The organism is Bifidobacterium sp. UBA4282 (assembly GCF_002394995.1).
In the GTDB taxonomy this organism is placed as follows: domain Bacteria; phylum Actinomycetota; class Actinomycetes; order Actinomycetales; family Bifidobacteriaceae; genus Bifidobacterium; species Bifidobacterium pullorum_B.
The window spans coordinates 49786-69291 of record NZ_DGVO01000037.1 but is presented as its reverse complement, the minus strand read 5'-3'; the positions used below and the strand labels follow the sequence as shown (position 1 = coordinate 69291).

The window sequence follows — 19506 nt, the reverse complement described above, 5'->3', positions numbered from 1 at the left end:
CGGGCAACGGGGGAGAGCCCCGCCATTACCCCGGCGGTCACCGTGGCGCGGTGGCCCAGGCGGCGGAACGGCTGCGGGCGGTCGCCGCGCAGGTATCGGACCTGTGCGAGGACGCGGCGTTGGAGGAGCCCCGCCAGCTCGACTTCGGTCTGACGGATGTGGTCTACGAGTGGGCCGAGGGCGAAGGGCTGTATCGTGTGCTGTACGGCACGGAGCTGACCGGCGGCGATTTCGTCCGCAACGCCAAGCGGTTGGCCGATCTGCTGCAGCAGATCGCCGTGGCCGAGCCGTATCTGGGGGAGGGCGGCGCCGATGTGGCACGGACCGCGCGACTGGCCATGGAGCAGGTCAATCGCGGTATCGTGGCGTATTCGGGGGTTGACTGACGACCCGGGGGAATACCTGGGAATAACGGACACGTCCGAACTGTTTTGTAGCGTAAAGGAAACGAACAAGGAGGCATGGCAACATGGCGGAACGCAGTCTGCGCGGTATGAGCATCGGCGCGAAGTCCCTGGAGTCCGACGAGAACGTCGATTTCGCGGCACGAAACGACGTGGCGTATATCTGTCCGAGGGGGCATCGCACGATTCTGCCGTTTGCGGAGGAGGCCGAGGTCCCGGACGAGTGGGAGTGCCGTTGCGGCGCCGTGGCCCATCGTGAGGGCGATGAGGACGCCGAGGCCAACGAGATCACCAAGCCCACCCGCACCCACTGGGATATGCTGCTAGAGCGCCGCAGCATCGAGGAGCTGCAGACCCTGCTGGACAAGCGGCTCCAGATGCATCGCGACGGTTGGATTCCCGACTACGAGTAAGACGATTCACCTGTTCTTCAGCAGAGATTCGATGCCCGGTCAACTCGAACGGGCATACTGATGTGTCAGACGTCACGAATATCGACGGTGTGGGCCGGAGCGGCCCGAGAGGAGAAACCATGACCAATCATCCGAAGAAGGTCGTCCTGCTGGATCTGGACGGCACACTCACGCAGTCCGATCCCGGCATCATCGCCTGCGTCATCAAGGCGTTCGAGGGCATGGGACTGTCGGTTCCGGATGACGACGAGCTGCATCGCTTCATCGGCCCGGCCATCATCGAATCGCTGCGCCGCAACCATGTGCCCGAGGACCTGCTGGACCGTGGCGTTGAGATCTACCGCGATTACTACGCCAATCAGGCCGTGTTCGACGATCCGAACAACCCGGGTCAGAAGGTGCCGGGCCGCTTGGTCAACACCGTGTATCCGGGCATCCCGGAACAGCTGGCCGCATTGCGCGCCAAGGGGTATGTCCTGGCCATCGCCACCTGCAAGCCCGAATACCAGGCCGTGCCGATCTGCGAACATTTCCATGTGGACCGCATGGTGGACGGCATCTACGGCGCCAGCAAGGACAATTCGCGCATCGACAAGGACCAGGTCATCCGGTATTGCTTCGATCTGATCGGTTTCGACGCCGAGGCCGGCGATCGCGCGGTGATGGTCGGCGATCGCTGGACCGACATCGACGGCGCCCGTGCCTGCGGCGTCGATACGATCGGTTGTCGATGGGGTTATGCGGAACCCGGTGAGATGGAGGAACACGGCGCGTATGAGATCATCGACCGCGTCGACCAGCTCGCCGACGCCGTGGAACGCTACTTCGCGCAGTGAGACTATTATCCGATAATGTACGTTATGTCAGAAAAGGAAGTGGCGTAAGTATCGGTCGGATGGTTATCTCCACTATCGGATGACCGTTGCGTCTTCATCGCCACGTCCCATCAGACGCATCACATATGGGTGAAGGGACGGATGTCAATTCCGTTCCTTCACCCATATTGATTGATATAACGGCCAAAGTTACACGCATGCAGCGCAAAGCCACACGTCGCGCGTTATTGCTTATCCGTCGTCGCATGCGTGGCATGCAGCGCGGCGCCCATCTCCGTGTAGGTGGCCCGCTGCGCCTGCAAGATCATCAGCACCAGCTCCGTGCCGATCAGCAGCACACTGACGATGCCCGCGGGCCATGCCGCGGAGATGTAGAACGCCAACGCGTCGGCGCCGAACGAATCCTGGCATACCTTGCCGATGACGAACGGCACCATCGCCAGAATCAACGACGCCAACTGGGCGCCGATAACCGGCCAACGTACCGGCTCCACGTCGGGATGTCCGGGCTGCAGCAGCTTGCCGCGCCTCACGCAGATCACGCACACGACCACGGCCCAGATTATGGACACAATCCAGAACACTGCCGGAAGCAGATCGATCATCGACGCCTCTCCCCTATGCCATTCAATGAATCCGTCAGGCGCGTCACGCGGCCTGACGTGCCGCCCGCTGGGCCTCAAGCTTCTTCCGCATACGCATGGCGGTCAGCTCGTCGATCGGGCGACCGGACGACAACGCGGCCGGCTTGGACGCAAGATCCACGTAATCCTCATGCTCCAGCGCCTCATCGATCTCGTGCCACAACGAGCCGACGGACACCCCGAACACGGCCTTGCCGCTATGCAGCAGATCCAGCATCTGTTCGCTGGTTGTGCACTCGTAGACCTGCTGCCCGTCGCACATGATGGTGACGTCGGCCAGCTGTGCCGTGGTCCGCCTGGACAGGAAGCCGATGGCGGCGGTCACGTTCTGCAGGTTCACGCCGGCGTCCAGCAGCCGCTTGGACACGGCCAGGATGACCACATCCTTGAACGAGTACAGACGCCGTGAACCCGAACCGTGCGAGGGCGTGATCGACGGCTCGACGATCTGCTTGCGCGCCCAGTAATCCAGCTGACGGTATGTGATGCCGGCGACCTTGGACGCCACGGTGCCGCGGTATCCGCGTCGGGTGTCCTCCGCATCCTCGGTGGCGAACAGCTCCCCCTGCACCGCCCCTTCCGCGGACAGATCGACACGATCCTTCAGCGGAACATGCAGATGCAGCTCCACATCATGATGCCGTTCGACCATAGTCCACTCCTTCAACTCACACGGACGCCGTCAGAAGTTACGTTTCCTGCAACCAGTCTAATCCGTCCGAGCGTACCAGATCTAGGAGATAACGGCGGATTTGGTGAAGAAGACCAGCCGGAACTTGCCGATCATGATCTCGTCGCCATTCTTCAGCTGCGCGCGCTCGACACGCTGGCGGTTCACATAGGTGCCGTTCAGGCTTCCGGAATCCACCACGGTGAAGACGCCATTGGATCGGATGAACACCGCGTGGGAACGGGAGACGGTAGAGTCGTCGAGCAGGATGTCGGCCCGCGAATCACGGCCCACGGTCACCTTGTCCTCGTCAAGCAGGTACCGCGAGCCGGAGACCGCTCCCCTGGTCGAGATCAGCAACGCCGTCCCCTCGGACAGGCGGGCGATGGTATCGAGATCCTCCTGGGTCAGGGGACGATCGCCTGTGGAGGTGACGGGGATGGTAATAGCGGGCAGACCGATGATGGTCGTCTCGCCTGCGCTTGGAATCGGTTCAGTCATACTGGCTATTCTACAGTCTTTGCGTACCGGTATTGCGGAACCGAGGCGACCTCGTCGATTTTCACCAGATCGGACGAGGCCACGTCCACGTCGGCGCCAAACTTCACCTTGAGCCGTGACCCGACGCCGCCGGCGATGTTCACGGCATTCTGCAGATTCTGCGAGTCCCCGATGGCCTTGATGACGTACGGGCTGGACAGGGTCTGGCCGTCGCAGACCAGCCCGTTCTCACCATCGGCGATATAGGTCTGGGTGATGACGCGGACGTCGTTGATGGCGATGACCTCGGCGCCGGCGTTGCGCAGTTCCTCAATCAGGCTGAACATGGTGGCGGCGTCCACGGCCTCGATGGAACCATGCGTGACGCGTATCGTCACCCCCTCCCCCTCGGCCGGCAGACGGCCGGAGAGGATGCCGCTGGTCTGTTCGTTCTGCTCGGCGATGCGTTGGGCCTCCTGCTGCTTATCCGAGGCCTCCTGCAGGGAGTTCAGCTGCTCCTGCAGCTCGTCGCGGCGCTGCTCCTGCTGCTGGATCTGGTTGCTGGTCTCCGAGATCAGGCGCGTGAGCTCCTCCTCGCTCATCGTCTCGTACGCCGAACGCGTGTTGTTGAGCTGGATGACATAGCCGTACCCCAGCAGGGCGCACAGCAGAACCACGAACACATTGGTGATGAGCCTCGCCTTGCTGCGGTTGGCGTCCAGCGACGACGTGCGTTTGGGTTTGCGCGCGACCACCGGGAACGAACCGGTCTCCACCCGGTCGTTCTCCTTGTCCTTCGCGTGCTGCCGGTGCATCCGGCTCAGCGTGTCATCGGCTTCGGGTTTGCGCATGGCCATGGGTTCAGCCCCTGAAGATGAAGCGGCGGATGGCCGACACGTTCGAGAAGATGCGGATGCCCAGCACCACGATAACCGCGGTCTGCAGCTGAGATCCCACACCGAGCTGGTTGCCAAGCACCACCAGCAGCGTGGCGGTGATGACGTTGGTGAAGAACGAGATCACGAACACCTTGTCGGAGAAGCTGCGCTGGAAGTACGCCCGTGCGGCACCCAGCAACGCATCCAGCGCGGCCACCACCATGATGGGCAGATACGGCTGCAGAAACACCGGAATATCCGGTCGGACGAAGATGCCGACCACCACGCCGATAATCAATCCCAGTACTGCCGCCATCACTCGCTCCTTCTTGCGTGGGTCACATCGCCGGAAACCGCCGCTTCCAGTCTAATCGAATCGGATTTCGCCACCTGCGGATAGATGCCCGATTCGGCATACGATTCGTATAACGCCGGCTGGCTATCCGCACTCACGGCACAGGCCAGCGCATCCTTGTCCCCGATGGCCTGGATGGTGTACGGGCTCTCAATCGAGTTCACGCCGATGAGGATCGTCTGCCCCGCGGTTCGGATGGAGGTCTGCACACCCAATCGATACCCGTTGACGGCCATCGCCTCCGCGCCGGACTGCCAGAGCAGCGATACCAGCTGCTGCAGGTCGGCATCGGTCACCACACGGATCTGCCCGCCGGAGGATTCGCGCGGCAGTGCGCCGTCCGCTGCGATCGGGTCGGCGAGCGTCAGGGTGATGCCCTCCCCCTCCACCGGCAGCATGCCGCTGCTCAGCTCGTCCTGAATCAACGTGTCGTTCTGCCCGTAATCGGCCATATTCTTTGTGATCTCATCGATCTGTCCGCGCAGGTCGTTGATCTGCCCGGTCAGGTCCTCGACCTGACTGGTCTGGTCCTCCAATTCGGACGCCCAGCTCTCGCGCACGGCACGACGCGGATCGGTATGCAGCTGCTGCACGAAGAGCGCCCCCGCGAATCCGACCGCCACACAGATCACGAACACCACCACGCGCGTGGCCCATGTGGCCGCCGGAGACGATGGTTTCCTGGCCAACCGCGAATCCATGAACAGCGGATCCATCGGTCGATTGGTCAGGTCGTCGATCAGTTTCAACGAGTCATCGTCCAGCCTGCGGCGGTGCCCCCGCACGGCACCGGCCCCGCCCGCCGGCCGTACATGGTGGGAATCCACCGCGGCAACCGACGCGGAGAACACGGCCCGCCTGCGTAGCGGGGTGTTCTCCTGCTCCACAGGGAACGAACGTGGCGCGTCGTCGATCGGCATCATTCACCGTTCCTGGCGGAGCAGCTCAAGCCCCTGCCGGTAATAAATCACTCCGGCCAGCCAATACAGGGCCACACCCCAGATACCGGCGGCCAATGCCGCCAGATGGAGCAGATCGGCCGCCTGCGTGTTCCAGATATCCGAGAAGATCAGCGCCACGATGGACATCATCAGCATGGCCGTGCCGGTCTTGCCGACGAAGTGCACCGGCAACGGCCCGTAATCATGCTGGGCCAACACCAGTATCAGCACCGCCATCAGCACATCGCGCGCGCCTACCACGATCAGCATCCACCACGGTATGATGCCGGCGACGCCCAGGGCCAGGATGCTGCAGAAGATCAGCAGCCGATCGGCGATCGGGTCGAGGATCTGTCCGACCTTGCTCACCTGGTTGAACGTGCGGGCGATGATACCGTCCAGGCTGTCCGAAACGGCGGAGATGGCCAGGACGATCAGGGCCGTGATCATCTCGTGCCGCGCCACCAGCATCGCGATGATCGGGATGGAGATGATGCGCAGCACGCTGATGAGATTGGGAATCGTGAACACCATATCCCGAGCTTCAGGGCTGTATTGTGGTTCGCTGTTGTGCTCGTGTTCGCTCATTCTCTTTCCGCACCGCTACATTCTCGACGCCTGCAGCGCCGTGACGATGATCGCACGCGCCCCCACGTCATACAGGCGATCCATCAGCTGATTGACCTGGGCCTTGGGCACCATGACACGCACGGCCGCCCACTGCTTATCGTGCAACGGGGAGACCGTGGGGCTTTCGAAGCCAGGCGTGATGGCGACAGCGGCCGAGACCTTCTCCACGGGGATGTCGAAATCCATCAGCACATACCGTTGCGCGGTGAGCACGCCCTGCAGACGGCGACCCAGCACGGTCAGACGCCCGTCCTCGGCGTCCAGGCGCGGGGAGCGGATGAGAATCGCCTCGGAATGCAGGATCGGATCACCGAACACACGCAGGCCGGCATTGCGCAGCGTGGTGCCTGTCGAGACCACATCGGCGATCAGATCGGCGACGCCCAGCTGCACCGAGGACTCCACCGCGCCGTCCAGGTGGATGATGTCGGCGTGGATGCCTCGCCCGGTCAGGTAATCGGAGACCAGCTTGTCATACGAACTCGCCACACGCTTGCCGTCGATGTCCGCCAGCTCGTGGATCGGGGCGTCGTTCGGCGCCGCGAAACGGAACGTGGAGGCACCGAACCCCAGCTGCATGTGCTCGATGGCCTCGGTGCCGGAATTGAGCAGCAGATCGCGTCCGGTGATGCCGACGTCGATGGTGCCGCGTCCCACATACACCGCGATGTCCAGCGGACGCAGGTAGAACAGTTCGATCTCGTTGTCGGGATCCTCGACCACCAACTGGCGCGGGTTGCTGCGCAGCCGATACCCCGCCTCGGACAGGATGTTCCACGCGGGTTCCGAGAGCATGCCCTTGTTGGGCACGGCGATTCTGAGCATGTTATCTCCTTCGTCGGCGCGATGACGCCGTCATGGTCACAGATACTTGTACACGTCGTCGAGCGTGATGCCGCGGTCGATCATCATGACCTGGAGATGGTACAGCAGCTGACTCATCTCCTCGGCGGTGCGGTCGACACCCTCGTATTCGGCGGCAATCCAGGTCTCGCCGGCCTCCTCGACGATCTTCTTGCCGATGAAATGCGTGCCCTTATCGAGTTCCTCGACGGTCAGGGACCCCTCCGGGCGCGTGGCGGCCTTCTCGCTCAGCTCGGCGAACAGTGATTCAAACGTCTTCATAAGTGATACAGCACCTTTCAGGCCTTGAACGCGGCGGCGGCCTCATCGCGGATGGCGTCGATCGCCGCGGCGGGGTCCTCAACCCCGTACACGGCGGAGCCCGCCACCAGCACGTCGGCGCCGGCCTCGGCCACGATATGCGCGGTCTTGGGGCTCACACCACCGTCGACCTGGATCTTCACGTCCAGGCCACGACGGGTGATCTCGTCACGCAGGCGGCGCACCTTGCCCATCTGGTTGTCCAGGAACTTCTGGCCGCCGAAACCGGGCTCGACGGTCATGATCAGGATCATGTCGAACTCGTCGAGGATATCGAAGATCGGTTCCACCGGTTCGGCCGGGCGCACGGCGAAGCAAGCCTTGCAGCCCATCTCGCGCAGCTGGCGGGCCAGACGCACCGGGGCGTGGGTGGCCCCCATATGGAAGCTCACCGACGCGGCGCCGAGCTTGGCGTATTCGGGCGCCCAACGGTCCGGGTCCTCGATCATCAGATGTACGTCGACCGGCAGGTCGGTGACCTCGCAGATACGCTTGACGATCGGTTCGCCGAGCGTCAGGTTGGGCACGAAATGATGATCCATCACATCGACGTGAACGAGATCGGCGTTCGCGATCGCCTTGAGGTCACGCTCGAGATTGCAGAAATCAGCGGACAGGATGCTGGGTGCGATTTGAATGCTCATGGTACCTACTCTATCTTTCTTTTGCGACGTTATGACCGAGTCTAGCCGAGTGTCATGCAACATTGTCCGAATATTCCGTTTCCGCCGACGATTCGGACGACTCAGGTTCGGTCGGTTCGGATGCATCGGACGACTCGCCCGACGCCGGATGCCGGGTCTGTTCGCCCTGTTCGGCCTGTTCGGATGCGGTGACCGCGGCCAGGCGCTCCCGCAGCGGTTCGGGGGCGGAGCCGACGCGCTGCACGGCGATGAATGCGATGACGCCGCAGATGAACACCGCGATGGACACCCACACGTTGATCCGCACGCCGAGGAACGTATGGGCGTAATCGATGCGCAGCGCCTCGATCCAGGTGCGTCCGGCGGTATACCACATCACGTAGATCGTCAACAGCGAGCCGGCCTTGAGCACGGCCGCCGCCCTGCGTCCGATCCAAACGATGAGGGCCGCCCCGATCAGGTTCCAGATCAGCTCATAGAGGAACGTCGGGTGGTACAGCACGTCGGACCCGTCGATCTGGAGCCCCCACGGCAGCGTGGTCTGGCCGCCGTAGAGCTCCTGATTGAACCAGTTGCCCAGACGCCCGATGGCCTGGGCCACCAGCAGCGCCGGGGCCACGGCATCGGCCAGCAGCGCCATCGGATAGTGCTTGTGCCGGCACCAGCCCCAGGCGGCCAACGCGCCGAACAGGATGCCGCCCCAGATGCCCAGGCCGCCGTTCCAGATGCGGATCATCTCCATCGAATCGCCGTCGGGGCCGAAGAACCGTTCCGGCGTGGTGACGATGTGGTAGACGCGCGCACCGACGATGCCCGCCAGCACCGAGACGATGGCGATGTCGAGGATCTGGTCGAAGTCGCCGCCGACCTTTTTCCACCGCGCCGTGGTGATGGCCACGGCGGCGATGATGCCCGCCAGGATGCACAACGCGTAGATGTGGATGGTCAACGGGCCGATCTCGAAGGTGGAGATCGGCGGCGAAGGTATCGATGCTAGTGTCATAGTCCCCGATAGTAGTACGGAACCGCTCAGCGACGGGCGTTATGCACGCCCTCGGCCAACGATTCGACCTTGGCCGCCAGAACGGACAGGCCTTCGCGCACATCGCGCGCGGCGCGGCCGGTGTCGTCCAGCAGGGTGTGCACCAACGCCGAGCCGACAATCACACCGTCGGCGTAGCGGCCCACGGTGCGCGCCTGCTCGGGGGTCGAGACGCCGATACCCACGCAGACGTTCCGCGCCCCGGCGCAGCGCGTGCGCTCGACCAGCACCTCGGGGGACGAGGAGAGCGTGTCCCGCTCCCCCGTGACGCCCATGCGCGAGGCCGCGTAGATGAAGCCCCTCGCGTTGCGCGCGGCGTTCGCCAGACGCTCGTCGCTGGAATCCGGGGACACCAGGAAGATCCGGTCCAGTCCGTGCCGCTGCGAGGCCTCGATCCACTCGCCGGCCTCATCGGGGATCAGATCCGGCGTGATGATGCCGGCGCCGCCGGCGTTCGCCAGATCGCGCGCGAACCGTTCCACCCCGTAATGGAAGACCACGTTCCAGTAGCTCATGATCAGCGGCACGCCGCCGGCGTTCGCCACGGTCTCCACCGCACGGAACACGCCGGCCATGCGTTCGCCGTTGTCCAACGCCACCTGCGAGGCGGCCTGGATGACCGGGCCGTCCATCACCGGATCGGTGTAGGGCAGGCCGATCTCCACCGCGTCGACGCCATGCGTGACCATCGTGCGCAGCGCGTCATGGGTGGTTTCGGAATCCGGAAACCCGTACGGCATATAGCCGATGAAGGCAGGACGGTCCTGCGCGCGGAACGCGTCGAACATGGCCTCGCTGGGGCTGGGGCGGCGGCTGAGGCCCAACGGCTGTGGAGCGGTGGTCTGTGCTGTTGTCTGAGTCATCATGTTCACCTCTGTCTCACTCGCTGACGGCGTTGCCGTGCGCACCGTTGGCGTCCAGCGCCTTGCTCTGTTCATCGGTCAGGTAGCCGAACCAGCGTCCGGCCGTGGCCACGTCCTTGTCCCCGCGTCCGGAGAGGTTCACGATCATCACCGGTTCGTCGATCCCCCGCGCCTTGAGGTCGGCGGCGGCCTTGTAGGCGCCGGCCACGGCGTGGGAGCTTTCGATGGCGGGGATGATGCCTTCGGTTTCACACAGGTCCTTGAAGGCGTTCATGGCCTCGTCGTCGGTGGCATAGTCGTAGTTCACGCGGCCGATCTCCTTGAGCCATGCGTGTTCGGGGCCCACCGAGGCGTAGTCCAATCCGGCGGAGATGGAGTAGGTGTCCAGGGTCTGGCCTTCCTCGTTCTCCAGCAGATAGGACTTGGCACCCTGGAACAGGCCGATCTGGCCCGTGCCCGGAGCGAAGCGTATGGCGTGCTCGCCGGATTCGGGGCCGTGGCCGCCGGCCTCATAACCGTACAGGCGCACGCGCTCGTCGTCCAGGAAGGCGTTCATGATGCCAATGGCGTTGGAGCCGCCGCCTACGCAGGCGCAGATGGCGTCGGGGTGGTCGATGCCGTACTCGCTGCGCAGCTGCTCCTTGGCCTCCTCGCCGATGATCTTCTGGAAATCGCGGACGATGGTCGGGAACGGGTGCGGTCCGGCCACGGTGCCGAGCAGGTAGTGGGTGGTCTCCACGTTGGTGACCCAGTCGCGCAGCGCCTCGTTGATGGCGTCCTTGAGGATGCGGGAGCCGAGCTTGACCTCCACCACCTCGGCCCCGAGCAGTCTCATGCGGGCCACATTCAACGCCTGGCGGCGGGCGTCCACCTCGCCCATGTAGACACGGCACTTGAGCCCGAGCAGCGCGCAGACCGTGGCTGTGGCCACACCGTGCTGGCCGGCGCCGGTCTCCGCGATCACGCGGGTCTTACCCATGCGCTTGACCAGCAGGGCCTGGCCGAGTGCGTTGTTGATCTTGTGGGCACCGGTGTGGTTCAAATCCTCGCGCTTGAGGAACACGCGCGCGTTGATGCCGACGCGTTCGTTGAGCCGCTGCGCGAACCGCGGTACCTCGGTCAGCGGCGAGGGCCGCCCGACATACAGCCGGTTGAGGCGGTCGAACTCCTCGCGGAACGCGGGATCGGCCTTGGCCTCGTCGTATACCTGTTCGAGTTCGGTCAACGCGTGGATCAGGGCCTCGGGCACGAACCGGCCGCCGAACCGGCCGAAATACGGGCCGTTATGCTCCGCCAGCGGACGGCGTTCCGACACCTTCACGCGCCTGCCGGCCTCCACCAGCCGCTTGACGGCCAACTCATGGTCTTCGGCCGTGGCCACGCCCTCGCCCACCAGCACGGCGTCGGCACCGGCACGGGCGTAGTCCTCCAGTTCCACCGGGCCGAACACGCCGGATTCCGCCACCTTGATGACATCCTGCGGCAATGCCGCGGCCAGTTCCCGATAATTGTCCACGTTGACGGACAGATCCTTGAGATTGCGTGCGTTGATGCCGATGACGGTGGCACCAGCCTGCCTCGCGCGTGCGATCTCGTCGGCGGTGTGGGTCTCCACCAGCGCCGTCATACCGAGTTCGTGGGTCAGGTCCAGGAGCTCGCGCAGCGTGGCATCGTCCAGGGCCGCCACGATCAGCAGCACGATATCAGCGCCATGCGCCCGCGCCTCCCAGATCTGATACGGGGTGGTGATGAAGTCCTTGCGCAGCACGGGGATATGAACGGCGACACGCACGCGGTCGAGGTCATCCAGCGAACCGAGGAACCGGCGCCCTTCGGTCAGCACCGAGATGGCCGCCGCGCCTCCGCGCTCGTATTCGGCAGCCAACGCCGCGGGATCGGGGATATCGGCCAGATGCCCCTTGGACGGCGAGGCGCGTTTGATCTCGGCGATGATGGGCACGGAGTCGGCATGACGAAGCCATCGGCGGTCGTCCAGCGGAGCGGGGGCCGCGGCCGCGGCCTGCTTCACGGCGTCCAATGGCATAGCCTGTTCACGGGTACGCTGATCCTCCAGTGCACCCGCCACCAATTCGTCAAGTACCGACATGGGTTCTCCTTGGTTGTGTGGTTGGGTACCGCACACTGTAGCGAACCCGTGTTGCCGGAGGCGCGCGCGTCTTGCTATGCGGCTACGGGAGAGCCCTGACAGGTCGGTTATCTCATATGGTGAGACCGCCGGTGCGGTCCGTCATCATTCGCCGTCCGTCATCCCGTCCGCGGAATCCAGTTCCTCCGGACGCACGCCCACCACCACGGGAAGCCTGCCGCCTTCGTCGAAGCAGGAGCGCTTGCCGGTGTGGCAGGCCGCGCCCACCTGGTCGACCTGCACCAGCAACGCGTCGCCGTCGCAGTCCAACGCCACCGACTTCACATACTGCACATGTCCGGAAGTATCGCCCTTGCGCCAGTATTCCTGGCGGGAACGGGACCAGAAGGTCACGCGCCCCGAAGTCAGCGTGCGGCGCAGCGCCTCGTCGTCCATATAGCCGACCATCAGCACCTCATGGGTGTCGTACTGCTGGATGACGGCCGCGACCAGCCCCTTGTCGTCGTGCTTGAGCCGATCCGCGATGCGCGGATCCAATGTGACGTCGTTATCGTACCGTTCGGTGGGATGCATCGGAAATCTCCTCGGTTCGTATCGGTTCGGTCAGCGGACGGTGTATCCGGCGGCCCGCAGCGCGTCCTTCACGTCGCCGATCGTCATCTTGCCGTAGTGGAACACGGAGGCGGCCAGCACGGCGTCGGCCCCGGCCTCCACGGCCGGCGGGAAATCCTCCACCTTGCCCGCACCGCCGGAGGCGATGATCGGGATCGAGACCTCCCGGCGGACGGCACGGATCATCTCCAGGTCGAACCCGTTCTCGGTGCCGTCGGCATCCATCGAGTTGAGCAGGATCTCCCCCGCGCCCAGCTCCTCGGCCCGCTTGACCCACCAGATCGCATCGATGCCGGTGGACTTGCGGCCGCCCATCGTGGTGACCTCGAAACCGGATTGCGTATGCCGCTCCCCCCGTTCACGGCGCGCGTCCACGGACAGCACCAGCACTTGGCTGCCGAAACGGTCCGCGATACGTTCGATCAGGCCGGGGTCGTTGATCGCCGCGGTGTTGACACCCACCTTGTCGGCGCCGCACCGCAGCAGACGGTCCACATCCTCCGCGGATCGGACGCCGCCGCCCACCGTCAGCGGGATGAACAGCTCCTCGGCGGTCCGGGTGACGATGTCATACGTGGTCTGCCGGTTCGAACTGGATGCGGTGACGTCCAGGAACGTCAGCTCATCGGCACCCTGCCGATAGTATTCGGCCGCCAGTTCCACCGGGTCACCGGCATCGCGCAGGTTCTCGAAATGCACGCCTTTGACCACGCGTCCGGCATCCACATCCAGGCAGGGGATGACTCGTACGGCCAGTGACATCTGTTTCCTCGCTCTCTGTGCGGGACACGCCCGCAACCATAACTGCAGCCACACGGCGGGATGCCCGCCGGCACACCCAAGGATAGCCGTTCGGCGGCGGGACGCCGTCGCATGTTCCGTCAGGCGGAATGCGTGCCACGGTGTCGAGTAGGCCCCGCCGCCGATCGTTTCATCCCCGGGACTCGGTTTCGCCGCCCGGCTGTTCCTTGGCGGCCAGCTGGCCGCAGGCGCCGTCGATATCCTGACCGCGGGTGTCACGCAGGGTGGCGGTGATGCCGGCGGCATGCAGGATCTCCAGGAAGCGCTGCTCGTCCTCCGGTTTGGACGCCGTCCAGCGCGACCCCTCGATTGGGTTCAAGGGGATCGGGTTGACATGGGCCCAGTCGTCACCGTAGTGGTTCAGGCGCTTGGCCAGCAGCCGGGCGTGCTCGGCCTGGTCGTTGATGCCGCGCATCAGCGCGTATTCGATGCTGACGCGCCGCTTGGACGCCAGGAAGTAGTCGTGCGCGGCGTCGAGCACCTGCGTGGTGTTGAACCGTTTGTTCATCGGCACCAGCTCGTCGCGCAGCTCGTCGCTCGGGGCGTGCAGGGAGACGGCGAGACGGACGGGGATGCCCTCCTCGGCGAGTTTGCGGATACCGGGCACCACGCCCACCGTGGACACCGTGATGTTGCGTGCGGAGATGCCGAACCCCTCCGGAGGCATGGCGCTGATCTGCCGTACGGCGCTCAGCACGGACCTGTAGTTGCCCATCGGCTCGCCCATGCCCATGAACACGATGTTGCTGAGTCTGCCCGGCCCGCCGGCAATGTCGCCGTCCCGCATGGCCTTGGCTGCCACGCGCACCTGTTCGACGATCTCGCCGGCCGACATGTTGCGGGTCAGGCCGAGTTTACCGGTGGCGCAGAACGGGCAGCCCATGCCACAGCCGACCTGGCTGGAGATGCACAGGGTGGTGCGGTTGGGGTACCGCATGAGCACGGATTCGATCAGCGAGCCGTCGAACAGGCGCCACAACGTCTTGACGGTCATGCCCTCATCCGCCACCTGGCGCGTGACCTCGGTAATCAGGGTCGGAAAGAACGCCGCTGCGGCCTCGTCCCGCTTGGACGCCGGGAAATCGGTGAACTCCGCGGCGTTGACGTCGAGATGCCCGTAATAATGGTTGGCCAGCTGCTTGACGCGGAACTTCGGCAGCCCCAGTTCCCCCGCCCTGGCGATGCGCTCCTCGGGCGTCATATCGGCGAAATGGACCGGCGGTTTGCCTCGTCGGGCGTGGTCCTTGGCCAGCACATCCCGGAACGCCCCGGTGGTGCCGCCCGGCGTGATGCCGGTTTCCGGCATGTCCTCCAACTGTGTCATATCCATCCGTCTCCGCTGTTGCTTGCGTATTGCTACCTTAGCCTATCAATAGCAAAAGCCCCGGAATGATCCGGGGCGATGCATCGGGGGGGGGCAGTCTGCTACAGGCCGGCCGCCCATAGCAGGATGGCGATGAACGGCGCGCTGATCAGGATCGAATCGACGCGGTCCATCACGCCGCCGTGGCCCTTGAGCAGATGGCCCATGTCCTTGATGCCGATATCCCGCTTGAGCATGGACGCGCACAGGTCGCCGAAGGTGCCGACCACGCCGACCATGACACCCATGACGATCGGCACCCACCATCGCGTGGCCCAGGTGACGCCGTCATACGTGCAGGCGAAGACCGCGAACGCACCGACCATGGCGAAGAGCATCGAACCGACCAGCCCTTCGACTGATTTCTTCGGCGAGATGCGCGGCGAGAGCTTGTGCTTGCCCAGCCATGCGCCGGCGAACAGCCCGCCGGTATCGCTCAGGGCCGGCAGGAACACCAGCATGATGGCGTGGGCCACCGGATGCCCGCCGAAGGTCAGCGGGATGATCAGGCACCCGGCCAGCAGCGGGATGTACAGCACGGTGAACAGCGACACCGCCACATGACTGAGCCTGCTGTGGTTGTGTTCCCCCCGTTCGTGGTTGAAGGAGGATTCCAGACGGGCGCCGGCATCGGTATGCGAGAGCTTGTCCGCCACGGCCAGCGACAGGCGGTTGCCGAGGCTGAGCTTCATGGTGGCCGACAGCGCCACCAGCAGCAACGTGCCCATGATGCACAGGGCCAGCGTCATGATGTGGTGCGGCGAGTAATAGGTGGCCAGCAGCGTGGCCGCCGAGCACAGCCACAGCGTCGCCACCGGAATGTGCAGGCCGGCAGTGGCGAAGTCGACGCGCAGCTCCCACAGGGCCAGCATCATGAACACCACGATCAGCACGACGAACAGGTCGATCCTGATCAGCAGGCACGCGAGGATGACCGCCACCAATGCAGCGGCGGTGGCGATGGCCTGGGGCATATTGCGCCCGGTCCGCTTGTTGATCGAGGCGATGGCCTCCTCGGCTTCCTTCTCGCGCTGATCGTGGTGTTCCATACCGTTCCTTCTCCGACGTTCCCGTGTCAGGAGGATCAGACCTCCATGATCTCCTTCTGCTTGCCTTCCAGCAGCGCGTCGATCTCATCGGAAACCTGCTTGGTGACCTTGTCGAGCTCCTTGAGCAGGCGATCGCCCTCGTCCTCGCCCATCTCGCCGTCCTTGACGGCCTTGTCGATGCCTTCCTTGGTCTTACGGCGGATGTTGCGCACCGCCACCTTGCCGTCCTCGGCCTTGGTCTTGGCGAGCTTGACGTATTCCTTGCGGCGGTCCTCGGTCAGCTCCGGCAGCGTGACGCGGATCACGTTGCCGTCACGGTTCGGGCTGACGCCCAGATCCGAATCGCGGATGGCCTTCTCCACGGCGGCGGCCTGCGACTTGTCGAATGGGGTCACGGCCAGCGTGCGCGGTTCGGGCACGCCGATGGAGGCCACGGCCTTCAGCGGCGTCGGGCTGCCATAGTAGTCGACGGTGATGCCGTTGAGCAGCGCCGGGTTCGCGCGGCCGGTACGGATGCCCGCGAAGTTCTCCTTGGTGGCCTCGACGGACTTCTTCATCTGTTCCTTGGCCTGATCGATAACGGTTGCCATAGTGTTCTCCTTCGATATGAATGGGAAATCTTCGTTGAATGCTGAATCGTCCGCGCTCACTCGACGACGGTGGATTCCGCCGTGGACACCAGCGTGCCGATCTCCTCGCCGAGGAGGGCGCGGGTGACGTTGCCGGCGCCTTCGAGACCGAACACACGGATGCGCTTCTTGTTGTCACGCGCCATCGACAGGGCCGAGGCATCCATGACGGCCAGATTGTCGACCAGCGCGCGGTTATAGCTCAGCGTGGCAAAACGCTTGGCGTTCGGGTCCTTACGCGGATCGGCGGTGTACACGCCGTCGACGCCGTTCTTGCCCATCACCACTTCATCGCAGTGAATCTCCAGCGAACGCTGGATGGACACGGTGTCGGTGGAGAAGTACGGCATGCCGGCACCGGCGCCGAAGATCACCACGCGGCCCTTCTCCAGATGGCGGATGGCCTTGAGCGGGATATACGGCTCGGCCACCTGGCCCATCGTGATGGCGGTCTGCACGCGCGTGGCCTGGCCCTCCTGCTCGAGGAAGTCCTGCAGGGCCAGGCAGTTCATCACCGTGCCCAGCATGCCCATGTAATCGCCGCGGGAACGGTCGATGCCGGCCTGCTGCAGTTCGGCGCCGCGGAAGAAGTTGCCGCCGCCGACCACAATCGCCACCTGCACGCCCTGCTGCACCGCGGGAACGATCTCCTCGGCGATGCGGCGCACCACCGATGTGTCGATGCCCACCGCGCCGCCGCCGAAAGCCTCGCCGGAAAGTTTGAGAAGCACCCTACGGGGTTTATCGCTGACGTCTCCTGTCATCGGGTATCCTTTCTTGGATTCCGTCGGAAGTTACCGTTATCCCAGCCTATCCGCAAAACGCGACACGTGGGATACCGACACCCGTCAGGCCATATCGCCTTCGAAATCGCCGTCCATGCCGCCGAACCCGCCATCGAATCCGGACTGGGCGCCGTCGAAGGAATCGCCACCGATGAACTCGCGGGTGGTCATGCCGTTCATCCGGCGGGAGTCGTCCACGGCCCCCTGCAGGATCTCGCGCACGCCGAACCCGTCGATGATGTTAATCAGCCTGACCACGCCGTCGCCGGAAGAGCTGTCATGGGTGTTCAGCACCAGCGTGGACATGCCGAAGATGCGCTGCAGGAACGTGCGCTCGACTGAGATGTCGACGATGCGGAACAGCTTGATCAGGTTGAACTTCTGGTTGAGCACGCCGGTTTTGATCGACAGCTCCTGATCGGTCAGCGTGTAGACCGTGAACGTGAACGGGGTGCGGCACCAGTTGCGCTTGCGCTGGCTCCACAGGACATTGCCGCTCGCCACCTTGGCCATGGTCGGATCCTTTCTGATCGGGCACATATCTCCAAAATCCAGCATACTGCGCCCGTGATCGGAATCACGTACACCAGGCATATGAAAAGGGTCCGTGCCCATACCAGACACGGACCCCGATGCGTATCAGCGCGTCAGCCTACCGGCTCACGCCTCCTCGCCCTTGCCGACCTCGACGCGGGCGAACGCCAGCGCCTGGCCGCCGACCTCCTTGAACAGGTCGCCGACGGACTTGGACGGATCCTTGACGAACGCCTGCTCGAGCAGGACGTTCTCCTTGTAGAAGGCGTTGAGACGGCCCTCGACGATCTTCGGCACGATCTTCTCCGGCTTGCCCTCGGCCAGGGACTTCTCGGTGGCCACGCGGCGCTCGGACTCCACGACCTCGGCCGGGACATCCTCACGGGTGAGCCACTGGGCGCCCATGGCGGAGATCTGCAGAGCGGCCTCGTGGGCCACGGCGGCGCCCGCCTCATCGGTGGCGATCATGGCCACGATGCTCGGCGGCATCTCGACGGACTTCTTGTGCGCGTAGATCTCCACGTGCGGGCCGGTGATCTTGGCGAACTGGCCGACCTTGACATGCTCGCCGAACAGGGCGGCGGCCTCCTCGACGGCCTCCTTGACGGTACCGTTCTCGGCGGCGCCCGCCAGCAGGGCCTCGGCGGAATCGGCGTCGGCCTTGACGGCGTAGCCGAGCACGGTGTCGGCGAACTCCACGAACTTCGGGGTCTTGGCCACGAAGTCGGTCTCGGAGTTCAGCTCGACCGCGTAACCGGTCTGGCCGTTCGCGGACTCGACGACGGTGGAGGCGATGGTGCCTTCCTGAGCCTTGCGGCCCTCGCGCTTGCCGGCGGCCTGGATGCCCTTGGCGCGAATGATCTCCTTGGCGCGAGCAACGTCGCCGTCAGCCTCGGTCAGGGCCTTCTTGACGTCCATCATGCCGGCGCCGGTCTCTTCACGCACCTGCTTGATCAGAGCTGCAGTGATTGCTGCCATTGGTTTGTCTCCTCTAAAACTGTTCGATTCACTCCACGATGGGAGGCGTGCACCTCCCATCGTAAGGGAAACTCACTCGGCCTTGGTCTCTTCGCCCTGAGCGTCAGCGGCGGGAGCCTCGGCGGTGTTCTCCTGAGCCAGGAGCTCCTTCTCCCACTCGGCCATCGGCTGCTCGGACTCGCCTTCGGCCTTGGTGGCCTTGCCGGAACGCTCGAGCAGACCGTCGGCCACGGCGTCGGCCATCAGGCTGGTCAGCAGCTCGATGCCGCGGATGGCGTCATCGTTGGCCGGGATCGGGTACTCGACGGCTTCCGGATCGGTGTTGGTGTCGACGATCGCGATGACCGGGATGCCCAGCTTGTGGGCTTCCTCGACGGCCAGCGACTCCTTGTTGATGTCGACGACGAACATGGCGGACGGCGTGCGGTTCATGTTGCGGATACCGCCCAGCTGCTTGGCGAGCTTGTCCTTCTCGCGCTCGAGCAACAGCAGCTCCTTCTTGGTCAGGCCGGAGCCGCGCACGTCGCTGAAGTCCATCTCCTCAAGTTCCTTGAGGCGGGCGACACGCTTGGACACGGTCTGGAAGTTGGTCAGCATACCGCCGAGCCAGCGCTCGGAGACATACGGCATGTTCACGCGGGTCGCCTGCTTGGCCACGGCCTCCTGGGCCTGCTTCTTGGTGCC

At 64.4% G+C, this 19506-nt stretch carries 24 protein-coding genes and 1 pseudogene; 3 read left to right on the top strand and 22 right to left on the bottom strand.

All coding sequences use genetic code 11. From position 1 onward, the window contains the following. The 3 genes and pseudogenes from B4C31_RS05645 to B4C31_RS05635 all read left to right on the top strand — a co-directional run. A pseudogene (locus B4C31_RS05645) lies at positions 1 to 386 on the top strand (DEAD/DEAH box helicase); the annotation flags it as partial. A gap of 83 nt (positions 387 to 469) precedes the next feature. Next, positions 470 to 817, top strand: coding sequence for an RNA polymerase-binding protein RbpA (locus B4C31_RS05640; protein WP_291531671.1), 348 nt, complete (start codon positions 470 to 472; stop codon positions 815 to 817). Between the two features lie 119 nt (positions 818 to 936). Further along, positions 937 to 1653, top strand: coding sequence for an HAD hydrolase-like protein (locus B4C31_RS05635; protein WP_291531670.1), 717 nt, complete (start codon positions 937 to 939; stop codon positions 1651 to 1653). A gap of 224 nt (positions 1654 to 1877) precedes the next feature. Here the strand turns inward: B4C31_RS05635 and B4C31_RS05630 are convergent, their stop codons facing one another. From B4C31_RS05630 to rpsB, 22 genes are all read right to left on the bottom strand, one after another. Next, positions 1878 to 2258, bottom strand: coding sequence for a hypothetical protein (locus B4C31_RS05630; protein ID WP_033505694.1), 381 nt, complete (start codon positions 2256 to 2258; stop codon positions 1878 to 1880). 43 nt (positions 2259 to 2301) lie between these two features. Then, complete coding sequence (locus B4C31_RS05625) at positions 2302 to 2949, bottom strand: MerR family transcriptional regulator (protein WP_291531669.1); 648 nt, start codon at positions 2947 to 2949, stop codon at positions 2302 to 2304. Between the two features lie 81 nt (positions 2950 to 3030). Further along, positions 3031 to 3468, bottom strand: coding sequence for an FHA domain-containing protein (locus tag B4C31_RS05620; RefSeq protein ID WP_291531668.1), 438 nt, complete (start codon positions 3466 to 3468; stop codon positions 3031 to 3033). 5 nt (positions 3469 to 3473) lie between these two features. Further along, positions 3474 to 4304, bottom strand: coding sequence for a DUF881 domain-containing protein (locus B4C31_RS05615; RefSeq protein WP_291531667.1), 831 nt, complete (start codon positions 4302 to 4304; stop codon positions 3474 to 3476). A gap of 4 nt (positions 4305 to 4308) precedes the next feature. Beyond that, positions 4309 to 4641, bottom strand: a complete 333-nt coding sequence (locus B4C31_RS05610; RefSeq protein WP_033505701.1) for a small basic family protein — start codon at positions 4639 to 4641, stop codon at positions 4309 to 4311. Further along, the gene (locus B4C31_RS05605; protein ID WP_414631849.1) at positions 4641 to 5603 is read right to left on the bottom strand and encodes a DUF881 domain-containing protein; all 963 of its coding nucleotides are present in this window, start codon (positions 5601 to 5603) and stop codon (positions 4641 to 4643) included. The genes B4C31_RS05610 and B4C31_RS05605 overlap by 1 nt, the downstream gene beginning before the upstream one ends. Then, entirely contained in the window at positions 5604 to 6209 is a 606-nt protein-coding gene (locus B4C31_RS05600) for a CDP-alcohol phosphatidyltransferase family protein (RefSeq protein WP_291531666.1), read from the bottom strand. Between the two features lie 15 nt (positions 6210 to 6224). Further along, positions 6225 to 7076, bottom strand: coding sequence for an ATP phosphoribosyltransferase (hisG, locus tag B4C31_RS05595; protein ID WP_291531665.1), 852 nt, complete (start codon positions 7074 to 7076; stop codon positions 6225 to 6227). 36 nt (positions 7077 to 7112) lie between these two features. Continuing rightward, complete coding sequence (locus B4C31_RS05590) at positions 7113 to 7376, bottom strand: phosphoribosyl-ATP diphosphatase (protein ID WP_291531664.1); 264 nt, start codon at positions 7374 to 7376, stop codon at positions 7113 to 7115. Between the two features lie 17 nt (positions 7377 to 7393). Then, positions 7394 to 8059, bottom strand: a complete 666-nt coding sequence (gene rpe / locus B4C31_RS05585) for a ribulose-phosphate 3-epimerase (RefSeq protein ID WP_291531663.1) — start codon at positions 8057 to 8059, stop codon at positions 7394 to 7396. 52 nt (positions 8060 to 8111) lie between these two features. Continuing rightward, positions 8112 to 9062 (bottom strand): prolipoprotein diacylglyceryl transferase, encoded by a 951-nt coding sequence (lgt, locus tag B4C31_RS05580; RefSeq protein ID WP_291531662.1) that lies wholly within the window; start codon positions 9060 to 9062, stop codon positions 8112 to 8114. Between the two features lie 26 nt (positions 9063 to 9088). Next, positions 9089 to 9964, bottom strand: a complete 876-nt coding sequence (trpA, locus tag B4C31_RS05575; RefSeq protein ID WP_291531661.1) for a tryptophan synthase subunit alpha — start codon at positions 9962 to 9964, stop codon at positions 9089 to 9091. Positions 9965 to 9980: 16 nt separating this feature from the next. After that, entirely contained in the window at positions 9981 to 12071 is a 2091-nt protein-coding gene (locus tag B4C31_RS05570; protein WP_291531660.1) for a bifunctional indole-3-glycerol phosphate synthase/tryptophan synthase subunit beta, read from the bottom strand. Between the two features lie 144 nt (positions 12072 to 12215). Continuing rightward, positions 12216 to 12644, bottom strand: coding sequence for a phosphoribosyl-AMP cyclohydrolase (gene hisI / locus B4C31_RS05565; RefSeq protein WP_204387735.1), 429 nt, complete (start codon positions 12642 to 12644; stop codon positions 12216 to 12218). A gap of 30 nt (positions 12645 to 12674) precedes the next feature. Continuing rightward, positions 12675 to 13445 carry an imidazole glycerol phosphate synthase subunit HisF gene (gene hisF / locus B4C31_RS05560; RefSeq protein ID WP_033505720.1) on the bottom strand — a complete coding sequence of 257 codons (771 nt, stop codon included), beginning with the start codon at positions 13443 to 13445 and terminating at the stop codon, positions 12675 to 12677. Positions 13446 to 13614: 169 nt separating this feature from the next. Next, positions 13615 to 14808: a 23S rRNA (adenine(2503)-C(2))-methyltransferase RlmN gene (gene rlmN / locus B4C31_RS05555; protein WP_291531659.1), complete on the bottom strand. Its 1194-nt coding sequence runs from the start codon at positions 14806 to 14808 to the stop codon at positions 13615 to 13617. 101 nt (positions 14809 to 14909) lie between these two features. Next, complete coding sequence (locus B4C31_RS05550; protein WP_291531658.1) at positions 14910 to 15896, bottom strand: phosphatidate cytidylyltransferase; 987 nt, start codon at positions 15894 to 15896, stop codon at positions 14910 to 14912. A gap of 35 nt (positions 15897 to 15931) precedes the next feature. Next, a complete protein-coding gene (gene frr / locus B4C31_RS05545) occupies positions 15932 to 16486 on the bottom strand; it encodes a ribosome recycling factor (protein WP_129237387.1) in 555 nt (184 codons plus the stop codon). A 56-nt stretch (positions 16487 to 16542) separates the two neighbouring features. Next, the gene (pyrH, locus tag B4C31_RS05540) at positions 16543 to 17289 is read right to left on the bottom strand and encodes a UMP kinase (protein ID WP_033505725.1); all 747 of its coding nucleotides are present in this window, start codon (positions 17287 to 17289) and stop codon (positions 16543 to 16545) included. A gap of 84 nt (positions 17290 to 17373) precedes the next feature. Then, a complete protein-coding gene (locus B4C31_RS05535) occupies positions 17374 to 17823 on the bottom strand; it encodes a PH domain-containing protein (protein ID WP_291531657.1) in 450 nt (149 codons plus the stop codon). A 147-nt stretch (positions 17824 to 17970) separates the two neighbouring features. Next, positions 17971 to 18822 carry a translation elongation factor Ts gene (gene tsf / locus B4C31_RS05530; protein WP_033505729.1) on the bottom strand — a complete coding sequence of 284 codons (852 nt, stop codon included), beginning with the start codon at positions 18820 to 18822 and terminating at the stop codon, positions 17971 to 17973. Positions 18823 to 18894: 72 nt separating this feature from the next. Beyond that, positions 18895 to 19506, bottom strand: a 612-nt coding sequence (gene rpsB / locus B4C31_RS05525; RefSeq protein WP_291531656.1) for a 30S ribosomal protein S2, incomplete at its 5' end; no start/stop codon positions are given.